Genomic DNA, 15,520 nt, shown 5'->3' on the forward strand with positions numbered 1-15,520 from the left:
CCCCGGGCTACCCGGGCTGTCAGGGCAGGGACAGGAACGGCGGGAAGTCCACCTCGGCGATGTCGCCCCGGCCGACGAGGACCGGCAGCACCGGCACCCCGACCGTCCCCTCGGGCGGGGTGACCCGCACCAGGTAGGCGCCGGGCGGCAGATGGGCGAAGCCGAACCAGCCGGAGCCGTCGGCCACCGCCGAGCGGCGCTCGCCGCCGCGCAGCGGCGTCAGCGTCACCTCGGCGCCGTCCAGCGGGGTGCCGTCGCGCAGCGCCAGCTCGCCGGTGAGGTGGCCCTCGCGGGGCGCGGTCTTCCAGTCCATCTCCGGCACCTCGGCCTGCTCGGCGAACGGGGCGTCGGGTCCGGTGGTCAACGCCTCGGCCAGCGCGGCCCGTTCCTCGGCTGCCGGCGTGTCCGGCACGTTCATCGAGGGGCTGGCGTAGGAGTAGCCGGACCAGCCGGCGACGGTGTTGCCGGCCGCCGTCGGGGCGAGCGCGATCCTGGCCTGCTCGACCGTGTCGGCCAGGGAGTTGAGGTAGAGCGCCGGGCCGTTGACGGCCTGCCGGTCGCCCTGGACGTCGGCGAGGAACTCGGACCACTCGGCGAACATCTGCCGCTGGTCGGGCTGCCAGTTCCGCTTGTAGTTCATGGCCACGACCGTGTCCATGATCCCCTCGTCGAGCCAGCCGGCCCAGTCCTGGAGCACCTCGCGGTAGGTGCGGGTCTCCTCGAAGCCGCCGACGGCGCTGGGCCCGTTGCCGTAGGTGATGGCGTCCATGGAGAGCCTGGCCTGCGGGTTCTCCGCCCAGATGCCCAGGTAGATCCGGCGCACCAGGTTGGTCACCTGGTCCCGGCGCCAGTCGCCCCACTGGGCGTCGTCGGGGGCCGGCACGTCCGTGCGGCCGGTGGTGGCCTGGAACCTGGCCACCGACACGTCGTTGTAGCCCCAGTCGCTGTGGGTGGTGGTGGAGCTGCCGTCGGGGTAGCGGACGTAGTCCAGGTTGATGCCGTCCACGTCGTACTCGCGGACGATGCTGCGGATCGCGGACTCGATGTAGTCGACGGCCGCCGGGTGGCCCGGGTCGATGTAGGCGTTGGCGCCGACGAACTCGGTGCCGTCCGCCCGCTTGTTGAGCCAGCGCTCGGCGCCCTCGGCGGTCGGCCCGTGCTGGTTGAAGACGTGCTCGGGCGAGGTGGGCGGAGTGGCCGCGTTCCAGAGGGTGTTGACGTTCACCCAGGCGTGGACCTCCAGGTCGGCGGCGTGCGCCTGGCGGATCACCTCGTCCAGCGGGTCGTAGGGCGCGGGGTCGATGGCCGCGTCGGTGCGCGGGTAGAGCGCGCGGTTGCAGAAGCAGTCGTAGCGGCGGGCGGTCTGCACGATCAGCGCGTTGGCGTTGATCGCCTGGGCGTCCTCGATCAGGGTGCTGACCTGCTGCGGGGTGTAGATGCCCTCGTTGAACGCGTCGACCCAGTAGCCGCGCCACTGTTCGGGCGCCGGCTCCTCGGCGCGTGGCGCCTGCCGGGGCTCGGCCTGCGCGGGGGTTGCGGCGGCGAGGCCGCCCAGCGGCAGGCTGAGACAGGCGAGCAGGGTGAGCAGGGTCCGTCTCATACGGGTGTCTCCAGGGGGGAGTTGACGACTGCGCCGACAATTTACTTCGCCAGGAGCAGCCCGCATAGACGGAAACTTTCACCTTTTCACGGAAGTTGATCGAGGCGCTGATCGTCCGTCGGCTCGCCAGCCAGGACCACGACCTCGTCCGGGTCGAGGGACACGCCCACCGTCGCGCCCACCTCGGGGGCCTCGCGCAGCGCGCAGCTCGCCTCCAACTCCGGTCCCCCGCCTGCCGGTTGGACCAGCACCAGCACATGGTCGCCCCGGAAGGTCCGAGCCGCCACGGTCCCGGTCAGCGCCGCGCCCGACGGCCCGTCGCCCACGGCCGACAGCCGCACGCCCGAGGGCCGCACCAGCACCGCCCGCTCCCCCGGCCCGACGTCGGCGGTGGACCCGGCCGGCACCGGCCCCCACGGCGTGCGCGCCTCGCCGCCGCCCACGGTCGCGGTGACCACGTTGCGGAAGCCGAGGAAGCGGGCCACGAACGCGTTCGCCGGCCGCCGCCACACCTCGACCGGCGCGCCGACCTGCACCACCCGTCCGGCGCGCATCACCACCACCCGGTCGGCCAGCGCGAACGCCTCGCCCTGGTCGTGGGTGACGGCCAGCACCGTGCTGCCCAACCGGCCGAAGAGCTGGCGCAGTTCGACGACCAGCCGCTCCCTCAGGTCCCGGTCCAGCTGGCCCAGCGGCTCGTCCAGCATCAGCAGCCGAGGATCGGGCGCCAGCGCCCTGGCCAGCGCCACCCGCTGCTGCTCGCCGCCGGAGAGCGTGGCCACCGCGCGCCGTTCCGCGCCCGGCAGCCCGACCAGCGCCAGCAGCTCGCCGACCCTGGCCGCCACCCGCTCCCCCGGCTCGCGCCGCATCCGCAGGCCGAACGCGATGTTGCCGGCCACGTCGCGCTGCGGGAACAGCTGGTGGTCCTGGAACATCAGCCCAAGACCGCGCCGGTGCGCCGGCACCCCCCGCAGGTCGCGGCCGGCCAGCCGCACCGCGCCGCCGGCCACCGGCGTCAGCCCGGCGACGGCGCGCAGCAGCGTGGACTTGCCGCTGCCGCTGGGGCCCAGCACGCAGACGATCTCGCCCTCGGCCACCGCCAGCCGCACGCCGTCCAGCGCCCGGCGGTCGCCGTAGCGCACGCTCACCCCGTCGAGTTCCAGCAGGCTCATCGTCGTCTCTCTCCGTCGGGCGCGGGCTTCAGAAGGTTCCGGCGGAGCGGCTGGGCGTCAGCCGTTCCAACAGCAGCAGGGTCACGGCGCACACCAGCATCAGGATCACGCTGAGCGCCATCGCCTGCCCGTAGTTGAGGGCGCCGGCGCGGCCCAGCAGCCGGGCCACGGCCACCGGCAGCGTCGGCTCGTCAGGACGCGCGATGAAGACCGTCGCGCCGAACTCGCCCAGCGAGACGGCGAACGCGAAGCCGGCCGCCACCAGCAGCGAGCGCCACACCAGCGGCAGGTCCACCTCCCGCCAGGCCCGCCACGGCGAGGCGCCCAGCACCGCCGCCGCCTGCCGCAGCCGGTCGTCCACCGCGCCCAGCACCGGCACCAGCACCCGCACCACGAACGGCACCCCGACCAGCGCCTGCGCCAGCGGCACCAGCACCCACGAGGACCGCAGGTCCAACGGCGGCTCGTCCAGCGCGATCAGGAAGCCGAAGCCCACCGTCACCGCCGAGGTCCCCAGCGGCAGCATCAGCAGCGCGTCGAAGCCCCGCGTCCAGCGGCCCGCCCGCCGCCGGGTCAACGCCACGGCCGCGCAGCCGCCGACCGCCAGCGCGATCAGCGTCGCGGCGGCGGCGAACCGCAGCGAGTTCCCGATCGCCTCCGCCGGCGCCACCAGGAACGTGCCGTCCGCGTGCGCCAGCGCCCGGTAGTGGTGCAGGCCGTAGCCGTCCGGGCCGGCGAGCGACCGTTCCACCAGCACGCCCAGCGGCAGCGCCAGCAGCAGCACCACCGTCGCCAGCACCCCGCCCAGCGCCGTCCACTGCGCCCAGCCGCGCGGCCGGTGCGCGGTGCCGGCCGGGTCGACCAGCGGCAACGCGCCGGAGCGCCGCCGGGTCACCAGCCGGTGGGTCGCCAACAGCGCGCCCACGGCGGCCAGTTGGAGCAGCGTCAGCACGGCGGCCGTGGGCAGGTCCAGCAGCTGCGCGGTCTGCCGGTAGATCTCCACCTCCAGCGTCGCCCGGCCCGGCGAGCCCAGGATCTGGATCACCCCGAACGAGGTGAAGGTGAACAGGAAGACCATCAGCGCGGCCGCCGCCACCGAGGGCGTCAGCGCCGGCAGCGTCACCCGCCAGAACGCCGCCAGCCGCCCGGCGCCCAGCACCCGCGCCGCCTCCTCCTGCCGGGGGTCGAGCTGCGCCCACAGCCCGCCGACCGTGCGCACCACGACCGCGTAGTTGAAGAACGCGTGCGCCAGCAGGATCGCCCACACCCCGTCGTCGAGCCGCAGCCCGAACGCGTCGTCGAGCACCCCGCCCCGCCCCACCAGGGCCAGGAACGCGGCGCCCGTGACCACGGTCGGCAGCACGAACGGCACGGTCACCGCCGCGTGCAGCACCCGCCGGCCGGGAAACCGCAGCCGCGCGAAGACATACGCGCCGGGCAGCGCGAGCGCCAGCGTCAACGCGGTGGAAGCCGCCGCCTGCCAGCAGGTGAACCACAGCACCCGCAGCGTGCCCGGGTCGCCCAGCACCTCGGGCAGCCGCCCCAGCTGCCACACCCCGTCCACGCGCAGCCCGCGCCCGACGATCGCGGCCACCGGGTAGCCGAAGAAGACCGCGAAGAACAGCAGGGGGACCGCCAGCAGCGCGCCCCCGACCAGGGCCCGCCGGGTCACCTCACGACCAGGTCGGTCCACTCGCCGATCCAGCGGTCGCGGTGCTCGGCGATCTCCTCGGGCGCCAGCTCGTGGACCTCCTCGACGGGCTCCGCGTAGCGGGTGAACTCCTCGGGCAGCGCGGCGTCCTGGCGCGCCGGGTACACGAACATGCTCAGCGGCAGGTCCTCCTGGAACTCGCGCCCCAGCAGGAAGTCCAGCAGCGCCCGGCCGCCCTCCGGGTTGGCGGCGCCGTCCAGGAGCCCGGCGAACTCGATCTGCCGAAAGCAGGTGCCGGTGGCCACGCCCGTCGGCGCCTCGTCGGGGCGCTCGTCCCCGCCGTAGACCACGCCGGCCGGCGGGCTGGTGGCGTAGGAGACGACCAGCGGCTTGTCCCCGCCCTGGCCGGCGCCGGAGAACCGCTCGTTGTACGCCTGCTCCCAGCCGTCCACCACCTCGACGCCGTTGTCCCGCAGCGACTCCCAGTACCCGGCCCAGCCGTCCTCGCCGAAGGCGGAGACGGTGGCCAGCAGGAAGCCGAGGCCGGGCGAGGAGGTCGCCGCGTTCTGCACCACCAGCAGGTCGGCGTAGGCCGGGTCGGCCAGGTCCTCCAGGGTCCGCGGCGGCGCGAGGTCGTGCTCGGCGAAGTAGGCGCGGTCGTAGTTGACGCAGATGTCGCCGGTGTCCACGGGCGTGACCCGGTGCTCGGCGTCGTCGAGCCGCAGCTCGGCCGGCACCTGGTCGAGGCCGGCGGCCTCGTGCGGCGCGAAGATCCCGGCCTCCAACGCGCGGGAGAGCAGCGTGTTGTCCACGCCGAAGAGCACGTCGCCCTGCGGGTTGCCGGCCGACAGCACGGCCTGGTTGACGACCACGCCGGCGTCCCCGGCGCGCAGCACGTTGACCCGGTAGCCGGTCTCCTCGGTGAACGCCTCCAGCACCTCATCGGAGACCAGGAACGACTCGTGGGTGACCAGCACCACCTCGTCCCCGCCGCCTTCGCCGCCGGCGCCGTCCCCGCCGTCGTCCGAGCCGCAGGCGGTGAGCGCCGCGAGGCCGAGAACGAGCAGGGCGGCCGTGGCCCGTTGGATGCTGCTGCGCTGCATGACGTCGCCTTCTACGCGCGGGCAGGCGCGGGCAGCACGAGAGGAGGTCCGAACTTCCTACCCAGCATGACCTGGGCGAGGTTCGAGGGTCTGCGGCCGGTGCCGCACTCTCAGCGCTGCGAGCGCTCCCCTGTCGGATGACGCGCACCGTGGTGCGCGGCTGTTCTGGTCCTGTTCTTCTGTTCGAACGCCAACGATAACAGCCGCCCGACGGCGCCCCGTTCCTCAGCGTTCGGCGGCCGCCAACTGCCCGCAGGCGCCCTCGATCTCCTGGCCCCTGGTGTCCCGCACGGTCACCGGAACGCCCCTGGCCTCCAGCGCCGCGACGAACGCCCGCTCGTCCTCGGGCCGGGAGGCCGTCCACTTCGATCCCGGCGTCGGGTTGAGCGGGATCAGGTTGACATGGGCGCCGCGCCCCTTGAGGAGCCGACCCAGCAGGTCGGCCCGCCACTCCTGGTCGTTGATGTCCCTGATCAGCGCGTACTCGATGGAGATCCGCCGGCCCGAGCGCTCCGCGTAGGTGGAGGCGGCGTCCAGCACCTCGCGCACCTTCCAGCGGGTGTTGACCGGCACCAGGGTGTCCCGCAACTCGTCGTCCGGCGCGTGCAGCGAGACCGCGAGCCGGCAGCTGAACCCCTCGTCGGCGAAGCGCAGCATCGCCGGCACCAGGCCGACCGTGGAGACGGTGATCCCGCGCTGGGAGAGGCCGACGCCGTCCGGCGCCTCGTCGGTGAGCCGGCGGATCGCGCCGACCACCCGGCGGTAGTTGGCCAGCGGCTCGCCCATGCCCATGAAGACGATGTTGGACAGCCGGGCCTCGCCGCCGGGGACCTCCCCGTCGCGCAGCGCGCGGGCGCCGTCCACGATCTGGTGGACGATCTCGGCGGTGGACAGGTTCCGGTCGAGCCCGGCCTGGCCGGTGGCGCAGAACGGGCAGTTCATCCCGCAGCCGGCCTGTGAGGAGACACACATGGTGACCCGGTCGGGATAGCGCATCAGCACCGATTCGACCAGGGTGCCGTCGTGCAGCCGCCACAGGGTCTTGCGGGTCGCGCCCTCGTCGCAGCTGATGTGCCGGACCACCCGCATCAGCGGCGGCAGCAGCGCGCCGGCCAGCTTCTCCCTGGCGGCGGCCGGGATGTCGGTCCAGCCGGCCGGGTCGTCGGAGAGCCGGGCGAAGTAGTGCCGCGACAACTGCTGGGCGCGGAACGGCTTCTCGCCCAGGGCGGCGACGGCCTCCCGGCGCTCGGCCGGGTCGAGGTCGGCCAGGTGCCGGGGCGGCTTGGACGCGCCGCGCGGGGCGACGAAGGTGAGTTCTCCTGGTGCAGGCATGGTGCGTCCAGTCTCGCAGACATGCCAAGGTCGCCGAATCCGGCCGGTCTCCGCCCGTCGAGGCGCCCCCGACGCTTGACATACCGATCGACCGGTTTTTAACTCGGAGGTATGCAACAACGATCAGCGCGCACCCTGCGACGGCTCGTCGACTCGGCCGCGTCCGAGTTCGACCGGGGCGGCTACGCGCGCACGACCCTGGACGACATCACCAGAGCCGCCGGCGTCACGAAGGGAGCGCTGTACCACCACTTCTCCTCCAGGGACGCACTCGCCGACGCGGTGCAGATCAGTTGTCGCGACCTCCTGGAGGACCTGCTGGACCTCGCGCGGGCCCGCGAGCCCTCGCCGCTCCAGCTCGTCGTCGACGTGACCCACAGCCTCAACCGCCTGCTGCACCACGAGTCCGTGGTCCGCGCCAGCGTCCGCATCGCGCGGGAACGGGCGCAGGTGCCGCCGCCGCCGTACGACTTCTACCGGCTCTGGCTGGGCCAGACGCGCACGCTGCTGCAAGAGGCCCAGAAGCGCGACGAGTTGGCCGAGGGGCTGTCGGACACCGCCTCGCAGGCGCTGGTCACCTCGGTGACCGCCGGCGTCGAGGTGCTGTGGTGGGACGGCACGCCCTACTCCGAGTCGGCGGACCGGCTGACCGCCGTGTGGGACCTGCTGCTCCCGCTGATCGCCCGGGGGGAGACCGGGCAACGGCTGCGCACCGCGCCGCCGGAGGAGGTCGGCGTCTGAGCCGACGGGCGTCTCCCCACGGGTTCGTGGGCCGCGCCCGGGACCCTACGCCGGCGCGTACGAGCGCACGAGGCGGGCGAGTTGGCGGCCCGTCACCAGCAGCGGCTCCTCGCTGCGGTTGACCTGGGCGGTGACCTCGGCGCCCTCCAGGGCGGAGACGACGGTGACCGCCAGTTCCCCGGCGCTCTCGGCCGGGAGGCCGCCGCGCACCAGCCTGTCGTGGACCAGCCGCACCCAGTCGCGCAGCGCGTCGGCGCAGACCCGTTGGATCTCCGAGTCGGTGCCCAGCGTCTCCAGGGCCGCCGCCGTGACGGGGCAGCCGTCGATCCAGCCCGACTCCCGCAGTTCGACGGCGAGTTGATGGGCGCAGGCCGTCACCGCATCGGCCGGGTCGTCGTCGCTGTCCAACGCCTTCCGCAGGAGCGTCGAGAACTCCTCGGCGCTGTGCGTGATCGCGGCGACGGCCACCGCCTCCTTGCCGCCGGGGAAGAAGTGGTAGACGGAGCCGAGGGTGGCCCGCGCCTCCCGGGCGATCTGCTTGATGCCCGTGCCCACATAGCCCTGTCGCTGGAGGAGGCGCGCCGCCGCGACGACGATCCGGTCCCGTGTGCTGGTCTGCATGGGGCCACCGTACCGAGCCACCGAATAGAACGCTCGATCTAGCGCCGTGATGCGGTCCCCCCACCTCTAAATAGAGCGCTCGTCCTAGCGCAGGGTGGAGAACTCGTCATGGGCAACACCAAGCAGTCGGTCACCGTCATCGGGCTCGGCCCCATGGGCCAGGCGATGGCCGGCGCCTTCCTCGACCGGGACTACGACGTCACCGTCTGGAACCGCACCCCGTCCCGCGCGGACGCCCTGGTCGGGCGCGGGGCGGTGCGCGCGCCGAGCGTGGCGGAGGCCCTGGCCGCCCACGAGCTGGTGGTCCTCAGCCTCACGGACTACGACGCCATGTACGCCACGCTCGAACCCGCCTCGGCGGCGCTGGCCGGCCGGACCCTGGTCAACCTCAGCTCGGACACCCCGGAGAAGGCCCGGGAGGCGGCCCGTTGGGCGGCCGCGCGGGGCGCCGTCCAGCTCACCGGCGGCGTCACCGTGCCGCCCGCCGGGATCGGCCGGGCGGAGTCGTCCACCTTCTACAGCGGCCCGCGCGAGGTCTTCGACCGGCACCGGGCCGCGCTGGAGGTCATCACGGGGCGGACCGACCACCGGGGCGAGGACCCCGGGCTCGCCGCGCTGATGTACCAGATCGGCATGGTCATGTTCTGGACCTCCATGCTGAGTTACTGGCAGGCCATCGCCCTCGCCCATGCCAACGGCCTGACGGCGGCGGACATCCTGCCGCACGCCGTGGAGACCGCCGAGTCGCTGCCGGGCTTCCTCTCCTTCTACGCCGAGCGCATCGACGCCGGCCGGCACGTCGGGGACGTGGACCGGCTCGCCATGGGAACGGCCAGCGTCGAACACGTCCTGCACACCAACGCCGACGCGGGCGTGGACACCACACTGCCGGCCACGGTCGTCGAGCTGTTCCGGCGCGGCATGGACGCCGGCCACACCGGGGACAGCTTCTCGTCCCTGGTGGAGCTGATGCGGAAGCGCTAACGCCCCCCGCGCGGCGGGGAGTTCCTAGTCGGCGGCCGGACCGGCCGGCGCCTCGCCGTCGCCGTTCACCCGCCGGCCGTCGCCGTTCACCGGCTGGCCGTTGGCCTTCGCCGCCGCGCCGCTGCCCTCGGGCCGGAACCTGCCGAGCCGGCGCGGCGGGACCAGCCCCGGCAGCAGCAGCTGCCACATGGTGGTGGTGCTCCGGTGCAGGTCGGCCCGGCCGGTGAACACCTGGGAGCTGAGCTGGAGCCCGGTCCAACAGCCGACGATGAAGCCGGCCGCCTCCTCCGGGTCCACGTCGGGGAGCACGTCACCCCGGCTCTGCGCCAGGGTCAGGCAGCGGCTGATGGCGTCCATCCAGCGCTGGTACGGGGCGGGATCGGGGTCCTCGAACGTCCCCTGCTCGATCACCATCCGGATGCCGGCGCGGACCCGGACGTCCTTCTGAAGGCTCTCGGCCATGTTGTGCAGCAGGTCGATCACGGTCTGGACGCCGGGCTCCTCGTCGTCCTGGAACGGGTCCCAGACCGTGAACTGCTCGGTGATGATGGCCTGCGCCAGCGCCTCCTTGGAGGCGAAGTGGAAGTACAGCGCGCCCTTGGTCACCCCGGACTCGCGCACGATGTCGCTCAGGCTCGTTCCCTGGAAACCGGTGGCGTCGAACGCCCGCGCAGCACCGTCGAGGATGATGTTGCGGGTGCGCTCCGCGCGTTCCTGCCTGGCCACGCCACATGCCTCCTGTGTGAAGCGGTGATTGCCCCGTGTGAACGCTGTTCCGACGCCACACGGCCTGACCTCAGTCTCCCTCAGGCCGCAGAAAAAACCAACCAGCAGGTATGGTCAAGAAAACCAACCAGCAAGTATGGTTCTGGCGAGGCGTGGCCGCACCGCTTCGCGCCTGCCCTGCCCCCTTCGCTCAGCGCGCTCTCCGCCTGTACCGCGACACGTTCAGCGCTTCGTTCCGCGACTTGTTCCGCGACTCGTTCAGGAGGCAAACGATGTGTGCACTCGCCCTGGCCGACCACGCCACTACGGCACCCTCCCTGTCGGCCGAACCCGAACTGTTCCTCCAGACCGTCCCCCGCACCCTGGTCCACCGCGCCGCCGTCTCCGAGGTGCTGCTCACCGGCATCCGTGAGGGCGGGACCGACACCTTCCTGGTGGGCGCCCAGTGGCCGCGCGGCCACAGCTACTACGGGTCCGTCGGGAACCGCTGGCACGACCCGATGCTGCTGGCCGAGACCATCCGTCAGGCCGTGCTGCTGATCTCGCACCAGAAGATGGGCATCCCGCTGGACTACCACTTCCTCTCGCACGCCACCTCCTACGAGGTCGACCCGTCCGAGGTGCTGATGGCGGACCGCCCGGCCGACGTGCTGCTCGTCGCGACGCTCACCCACATCAAGCGGCGCGGCGCGACCGTCGCCGGCTTCGACGTGACGGTGGAGTGCCACCGCGACGGCAGATTACTCGGCCGGGGGCACATGTCGATGACGTGTGTCCCGGGAACGACCTACCGCAGGCTGCGCGGCGCGCGCGCCGAGGCCCGCGCCGCCCGGCCGGCCGCCCCGGTGGTCGCGCCGGAGAGCGTCGGGCGGAACGACGAGTCCGACGTCGTCCTCACGCTGACCCCGCAGGACGGGGCGTGGGCCCTGGTCGCCGACCCTGGCCACCCGGTGCTCTTCGACCACCCGGTGGACCATGTGCCCGGCATGGTGGTGCTGGAGGGCGCCCGACAGGCGGCGCTGGCCACCCTCAACAACACGTGGGGCGTGGCCACCGGCTGCGCCGTCACGTTCGAGCGGTTCGTCGAGTTCGACTCGCCCTGCCTGGTCACGGTGGGCGCCGTGGAGCCGGGCCCGGACGGGGAACAGGTGGTCCCGGTGGACTTCGCCCAGGGCGGCTCGACGGCCGCCTCGGCGTCGGTCGCCGTGCAGACCGGGCCGTGACGGCGCGGATGCCGGGCGGCCCGGTCCTGGTCAGCGGCGGCACCGGCTTCGTCGGCAGCGCCGTGGTGCGCCAGTTGCTGCGCCGCGCGGGAACCGGCGGCCCCCGGGTCAGGGTGCTGTCGCGGCGCCCGCCGCCGAGGTGGATGACCGAGGCCGGGGTGGCCTGGACGGCCGGCGACCTGAGCGAGCCCGCCACCCTGCGCGGGGTGGGCGAGAGGGCCGCCGTGCTGCTGCACCTGTCCAGCTATGTGGGCCGGGACCCGGAGCGCTGTTGGTCCGTCAACGGCCTCGGCACCGCCGCCCTGATGCGGGAGGCGCGCCGCGCCGGCATCGGCCGGATCTGCTACGTCAGCACGGCCTCGGTCTATGGCACCGGCCCGCACCGGGGGCCCGTCGAGGGCGCGCTGACGCCGGCGCCGGCCTCGACGGCGAGCGCCTCGCGGCTGCGCGCCGAGGAGGAGGTGCGCGCCCACGGCGGCGTGGTGCTGCGCCCCAACCTCGTCTTCGGCGCCGGCGACCGCTGGTTCGTGCCGACCCTGGCGCGGCTGCTGGCGGCCGTGCCGGCCTGGCCGGACGGGGGCCGGGCCCGGCTGTCGGTGATCGCGGTGAGCGACCTGGCCCGGCTCGTGGCGGCGCTGGCCTTCACCGCGCGGCCGCCGGCCGCCGGTTCGGTGTGGCACGCCAGCCACCCCGAGCCGGTGCGGCTGCGCGTGCTGGCCCGGCGGGTGTGCGAGGTGCTGGACCTGCCGCCGCCGAGCGACGACCTGCCGTGCGCCGAGCACCGCTCGGTGACCGCGCGGGAGTTGCCCGAGATGACGGACCACCAGCACGCGCTGCTCTCCCGCGACCACTTCTACGACAGCTCCGGCGTCTGGCGGGCGCTGGGCCTCACCGCAGGCCCCGGCTACGCCTCGCGGATGGCGGAGGCGCTGCGCTGGTACGGGGAACGGTCGAGCGGTGGTCGATCCTGACCGGAGCGACGCCGGAGGCATTGACAAACCGACCGCACGGTTTGTTTACTGGAACGAGTTCTTGACGGTTCATCCGACTATCCGGACCGTGCCGGTCGGGCCAGGGGGAATCACCTCATGGATACGCCTCATCTCAACGCCTTCCTCGCGGTGGTGGACATGGGCAGCTTCACCCAGGCCGCGGCCCGGTTGGGTCTCTCCCAGCCCACGGTAACCACCCGCATCAAGAGCCTGGAGCAGGGGCTCGACGCCCTGCTCCTGGAACGGCGCCCCGGCCGCATCAGGCCGACCGCCGCCGGCGTCGAACTCCTCCCCTACGCACGGGAGATCGTCGCGCTCACCGAGCGGGCCCGCCAGTCGATCAGCTCCGGCGGGCAGCCGCACGGCACCGTCGACGTCGGCACCGAGGAGAGCCTGACGACCTACCGGCTGCTGCCGGTCATCGAGTACCTGTACCGGCGCTATCCCAAGGTGCAGATCTCGATGCACGCGACCGCCACCGAGGACCCGGTGGCGCAGGTGCGGGACGGCCGGCTGGACTGCGCGTTCTTCGTCGGCTCGATCGGCTCCCACAGCCCGGAGGACGGGCTGGAGAGCCAGGTACTGTGCCCCGAGCCGCTGGTGCTGGTGGGCGGGGCCGGGCACCTGCTGGTCGGCCAGGAGCGGCCGTCGGACGAGGAGTTACGCAGCTCCACGCTGATCCGCGCCGACCGGGCCGAGTACCACCGGCACTTCGAGCGGGCCATCGGCCTCCAGGCGGCGGCGCCCCGGCCGAGAATCCTGGAGCTGGACTCGGTGGACGCGGCCAAGCGCAGCGTCGAGCTGGGTCTCGGCCTCGCGCTGCTCCCCCGGATCGCGGTGGCCCGCGACCTGGCGGCCGGCCGGCTGCTGCCGGTGGCCTGGACGCCCCCGTTCAGCGCGTTCACCCAGGTGGTCAGGAGGCGGGACAGCGCCTCCAACGCGGCGCTCAACGCGCTGCTGACCGCCGCCGTCGAGGTCATGCGGCAGGCGCACGAGAGCGAGGGCGAACCCGAGCCCCGCCCTGAAGCCCGCCCGGAACCCCGGCCGGAGGCCCGGCCCGAGCCCCGCCGCGAGCCCGTCGCGCGCCCCGAGCCGCGCGAGCGGCGGATGGCGGCCACGGGGTGACCGGCGCGGCGCCGGTCGCCCGTGGCCGCTATCCGCCGCCCGCCCGCTCCGTCACGCCGGCGCGGCCTCGGTGAGCTGGGCCAGCGCCGCGCGGTCCACCTTCCCGTTCGCCGTCACCGGCAGCGCGGGCAGCGCCCGCAGCTCGCCCGGCACCATGTAGCCGGGCAGCGCGGCGGCGAGGAAGTCGGTCAGCTCCACCTCCGTCTCCCGCTCCCCCACGCCCGGCGCGACGACCACGAACGCCGCCAGCTCGGTCTCGCCGTCGGGGCCGCGCAGCGCCAGGGCGGTGGCGGCCGTGATGGCGGGGTGCTCCAGCAGCCGCCGCTCCACCTCGCCCAACTCCACGCGGTTGCCTCGGATCTGGACCTGAGAGTCGGTGCGGCCCCTGAAGTACAGCTCGCCGCCCTCGCCCCGGTAGGCCAGGTCGCCGGTGCGCAGCACCCGCCGCCCCGAGCCCGGGTCCACCGGGTCGGGCACCAGGGTGGCGTCGGTGGTGGCCGGGTCCCGCCAGTAGCCGCTGAACAGCGCGGGGCTGCGCAGGTGGATCTCGCCCAGCACGTCGGGCTCCTCGATCAGCCGGCCGTCCTCGCCGACGAGCAGCATCTCGGCGCCCGGGTGCGCGAAGCCGATGGACAGCCGGGTCAGCTCGGGCGGCAGCGGGTCGGGGACGTCGGTGAACGAGGCGGCCATCGACTCGGTGGCGCCGTAGCAGTTGACCAGCCGGGCCTCGGGCAGCGCCCGGCGCAGCGCGCGCAGCTCCGGCAGCGGGAAGTCCTCGCCGCAGAACAACACGCCCCGGATGGACCGCAGTTGAGCCAGCCGTTCCGGCTCGAAGCGCAGCACCTGCCGCCAGATCGACGGGACGCCGTTGACCTGGCTGGCCCCCGTGTCGCGCAGCACCCGCAGAAAGCGGCGCGGCCAGCGCAGCCGGGCGCGGGGCACCGGCACCACGGCGGCGCCGCTGGCCAGCGCCAGGCCGATGTCCAGCAGCGAGAAGTCGAACTGGAGCGGCGAGGTGGTCGCCACCCGGTCGTGCGGCCCGACGATGCGCTGGGTGAGCATCCCCCGGTAGAACGAGGTGACGGCCCGGTGGCTCATCATCACGCCCTTGGGACGGCCGGTGGTGCCCGAGGTGAAGATCATGTAGGCGATGTCGGTGTCGGCGACCTCCCGGCGCGGCCCCTGGGACGGTCGCGCCGGCGACTCCGGGTGGGACGCCGGCCGGCGGAGGATCTCGCAGCCCTCGGGGCCGAACCTGGCGACGCCGAACCCGCCCTCGACGCCCGGGCGGGCGCCCTCGCCCCCGCTCAGGTACAGCGCCGGCTCGGTGGCGGCGACGATGGTCCGCACCCGCTGGTCCGGGGTCTCGGGGCTGACGGGCACGAACGTCAGCCCGAGCGTCGCGCAGGCCAGCAGCGCCGCGATGGCGCCGGCCGAGGTGTCGGAGTCCAGGACGACGCGCTCGCCGACCGGAAGGTCGAGACCGCGCAGCGTCTCCGCGTACCGGCCGACCAGGGCGTCGAGTTCGCGGTAGCTGACGACCCGGGTGCGGTCGTCGCCCAGGAACTCGACCACGGCCGGCCGGTGCGGCGCGGTGCGCGCGGCGGCCAGCAGGAACTCGTGCAGCAGATGGCTCACGGCAGCACCTGTCCCGTCTCGTCCACCGCGTGCGAGCGGCCGTCGAGCAGCACCACCGGCGGCTCCTGCTGGCAGGCCCGGGTGAAGGCGACCGTGCCGAACAGCAGCGTGTGGTCCAGGACCGGCATGGTGTAGCCGAGCCGGCAGACGACCGTCGCCGAGGTGTCCTCCAGCACCGGCACGCCGTCCCAGCGGGTGTGGGGCACGTGGTCGAAGCGGTGCCGGGGGTCGCCGGTCGCGAAGTGCTGCGCCAGCTCGCGCTGGTGCCAGGACAGCACGTTCACCGCGAAGCGCCCTGCGGTCAGCACGTCGTCCAGGGTCTTTCCGGTGCTGCGCAGCGAGACGACGAGGGTCGGGGGGCGCAGCGACAGCGAGAGCACGGAGGTGGCGGTGCAGCCCACCGGGCCGGTGCGGCCGGCGGCGGTGATCACCGTGACGAAGGTGGGGAAGCGGGACATGGTCTGCCGGAACGTCCGCTCGTTGACGGGCTCTCCGGTGCCCTGCGGCGGCTCGGCCGGGTCGGCCACCGCGGGCTGCCGGGCCGGGCGGGTGGTCAGCTGGAGGTCGGGGGCAACGTCGATGGTCTCGGGCATCGTGGTCAACTCCTTCTCA

At 73.8% G+C, this 15,520-nt stretch carries 14 protein-coding genes and 1 riboswitch; of the genes, 5 read left to right on the forward strand and 9 right to left on the reverse strand.

What is annotated here, in order from left to right; genetic code table 11:
• Positions 1-19: 19 nt before the first annotated feature.
• The 5 genes from FH609_RS32225 to rlmN all read right to left on the reverse strand — a co-directional run bounded on the left by FH609_RS32225 (position 20) and on the right by rlmN (position 6,858).
• Positions 20-1,600 (reverse strand): family 10 glycosylhydrolase, encoded by a 1,581-nt coding sequence (locus FH609_RS32225; RefSeq protein ID WP_139672803.1) that lies wholly within the window; start codon positions 1,598-1,600, stop codon positions 20-22.
• An 86-nt stretch (positions 1,601-1,686) separates the two neighbouring features.
• Positions 1,687-2,772, reverse strand: coding sequence for an ABC transporter ATP-binding protein (locus FH609_RS26125; RefSeq protein ID WP_139672800.1), 1,086 nt, complete (start codon positions 2,770-2,772; stop codon positions 1,687-1,689).
• Between the two features lie 28 nt (positions 2,773-2,800).
• A complete protein-coding gene (locus FH609_RS26130; RefSeq protein ID WP_139672977.1) occupies positions 2,801-4,411 on the reverse strand; it encodes an ABC transporter permease in 1,611 nt (536 codons plus the stop codon).
• A gap of 29 nt (positions 4,412-4,440) precedes the next feature.
• The gene (locus tag FH609_RS26135; protein ID WP_139672797.1) at positions 4,441-5,526 is read right to left on the reverse strand and encodes a thiamine ABC transporter substrate binding subunit; all 1,086 of its coding nucleotides are present in this window, start codon (positions 5,524-5,526) and stop codon (positions 4,441-4,443) included.
• Positions 5,527-5,562: 36 nt separating this feature from the next.
• A riboswitch (TPP riboswitch) is annotated at positions 5,563-5,668 on the reverse strand.
• Positions 5,669-5,751: 83 nt separating this feature from the next.
• Entirely contained in the window at positions 5,752-6,858 is a 1,107-nt protein-coding gene (rlmN, locus tag FH609_RS26140) for a 23S rRNA (adenine(2503)-C(2))-methyltransferase RlmN (protein WP_139672794.1), read from the reverse strand.
• Positions 6,859-6,969: 111 nt separating this feature from the next.
• On the opposite strand from rlmN, the gene FH609_RS26145 reads away from it, so the two are divergent.
• The gene (locus FH609_RS26145; protein WP_139672790.1) at positions 6,970-7,599 is read left to right on the forward strand and encodes a ScbR family autoregulator-binding transcription factor; all 630 of its coding nucleotides are present in this window, start codon (positions 6,970-6,972) and stop codon (positions 7,597-7,599) included.
• 45 nt (positions 7,600-7,644) lie between these two features.
• Here the strand turns inward: FH609_RS26145 and FH609_RS26150 are convergent, their stop codons facing one another.
• Positions 7,645-8,220 carry a TetR/AcrR family transcriptional regulator gene (locus tag FH609_RS26150; RefSeq protein WP_139672787.1) on the reverse strand — a complete coding sequence of 192 codons (576 nt, stop codon included), beginning with the start codon at positions 8,218-8,220 and terminating at the stop codon, positions 7,645-7,647.
• 108 nt (positions 8,221-8,328) lie between these two features.
• Here FH609_RS26150 and FH609_RS26155 point away from each other — a divergent pair, with 108 nt between their 5' ends.
• Entirely contained in the window at positions 8,329-9,204 is an 876-nt protein-coding gene (locus FH609_RS26155; protein ID WP_139672782.1) for an NAD(P)-dependent oxidoreductase, read from the forward strand.
• Positions 9,205-9,228: 24 nt separating this feature from the next.
• Here FH609_RS26155 and FH609_RS26160 read toward each other — a convergent pair whose 3' ends face one another.
• Entirely contained in the window at positions 9,229-9,930 is a 702-nt protein-coding gene (locus tag FH609_RS26160; protein WP_139672779.1) for a ScbR family autoregulator-binding transcription factor, read from the reverse strand.
• A gap of 272 nt (positions 9,931-10,202) precedes the next feature.
• Here FH609_RS26160 and FH609_RS26165 point away from each other — a divergent pair, with 272 nt between their 5' ends.
• The 3 genes from FH609_RS26165 (at position 10,203) to FH609_RS26175 (ending at position 13,270) form a co-directional block, all read left to right on the forward strand.
• Positions 10,203-11,153, forward strand: coding sequence for a ScbA/BarX family gamma-butyrolactone biosynthesis protein (locus FH609_RS26165; protein WP_139672775.1), 951 nt, complete (start codon positions 10,203-10,205; stop codon positions 11,151-11,153).
• The gene (locus FH609_RS26170; protein WP_226961958.1) at positions 11,150-12,124 is read left to right on the forward strand and encodes an NAD-dependent epimerase/dehydratase family protein; all 975 of its coding nucleotides are present in this window, start codon (positions 11,150-11,152) and stop codon (positions 12,122-12,124) included. Before FH609_RS26165 ends, FH609_RS26170 begins: the two co-directional genes overlap by 4 nt.
• A 117-nt stretch (positions 12,125-12,241) precedes the next feature.
• Complete coding sequence (locus tag FH609_RS26175; RefSeq protein WP_139672773.1) at positions 12,242-13,270, forward strand: LysR substrate-binding domain-containing protein; 1,029 nt, start codon at positions 12,242-12,244, stop codon at positions 13,268-13,270.
• A gap of 51 nt (positions 13,271-13,321) precedes the next feature.
• Here FH609_RS26175 and FH609_RS26180 read toward each other — a convergent pair whose 3' ends face one another.
• On the reverse strand, positions 13,322-14,908 hold the full coding sequence (locus tag FH609_RS26180; RefSeq protein WP_226961959.1) for an AMP-binding protein: 1,587 nt from the start codon (positions 14,906-14,908) through the stop codon (positions 13,322-13,324).
• Positions 14,905-15,501, reverse strand: a complete 597-nt coding sequence (locus tag FH609_RS26185) for a flavin reductase family protein (protein WP_139672770.1) — start codon at positions 15,499-15,501, stop codon at positions 14,905-14,907. Before FH609_RS26185 ends, FH609_RS26180 begins: the two co-directional genes overlap by 4 nt.
• Positions 15,502-15,520: the final 19 nt, after the last annotated feature.

Origin of the sequence: Streptomyces sp. 3MP-14 (assembly GCF_006334905.2) — a bacterium.
Lineage (GTDB): Bacteria > Actinomycetota > Actinomycetes > Streptomycetales > Streptomycetaceae > Streptomyces > Streptomyces triticirhizae.

Coding starts and splice junctions, on each gene's coding strand:
- FH609_RS26175 (WP_139672773.1), top strand. CDS start 12,242: ATGGATACGCCTCATCTCAACGCCTTCCTCGCGGTGGTGGACATGGGC.
- FH609_RS26135 (WP_139672797.1), bottom strand. CDS start 5,526: ATGCAGCGCAGCAGCATCCAACGGGCCACGGCCGCCCTGCTCGTTCTC.
- rlmN (WP_139672794.1), bottom strand. CDS start 6,858: ATGCCTGCACCAGGAGAACTCACCTTCGTCGCCCCGCGCGGCGCGTCC.
- FH609_RS26145 (WP_139672790.1), top strand. CDS start 6,970: ATGCAACAACGATCAGCGCGCACCCTGCGACGGCTCGTCGACTCGGCC.
- FH609_RS26155 (WP_139672782.1), top strand. CDS start 8,329: ATGGGCAACACCAAGCAGTCGGTCACCGTCATCGGGCTCGGCCCCATG.
- FH609_RS32225 (WP_139672803.1), bottom strand. CDS start 1,600: ATGAGACGGACCCTGCTCACCCTGCTCGCCTGTCTCAGCCTGCCGCTG.
- FH609_RS26150 (WP_139672787.1), bottom strand. CDS start 8,220: ATGCAGACCAGCACACGGGACCGGATCGTCGTCGCGGCGGCGCGCCTC.
- FH609_RS26125 (WP_139672800.1), bottom strand. CDS start 2,772: ATGAGCCTGCTGGAACTCGACGGGGTGAGCGTGCGCTACGGCGACCGC.
- FH609_RS26165 (WP_139672775.1), top strand. CDS start 10,203: ATGTGTGCACTCGCCCTGGCCGACCACGCCACTACGGCACCCTCCCTG.
- FH609_RS26185 (WP_139672770.1), bottom strand. CDS start 15,501: ATGCCCGAGACCATCGACGTTGCCCCCGACCTCCAGCTGACCACCCGC.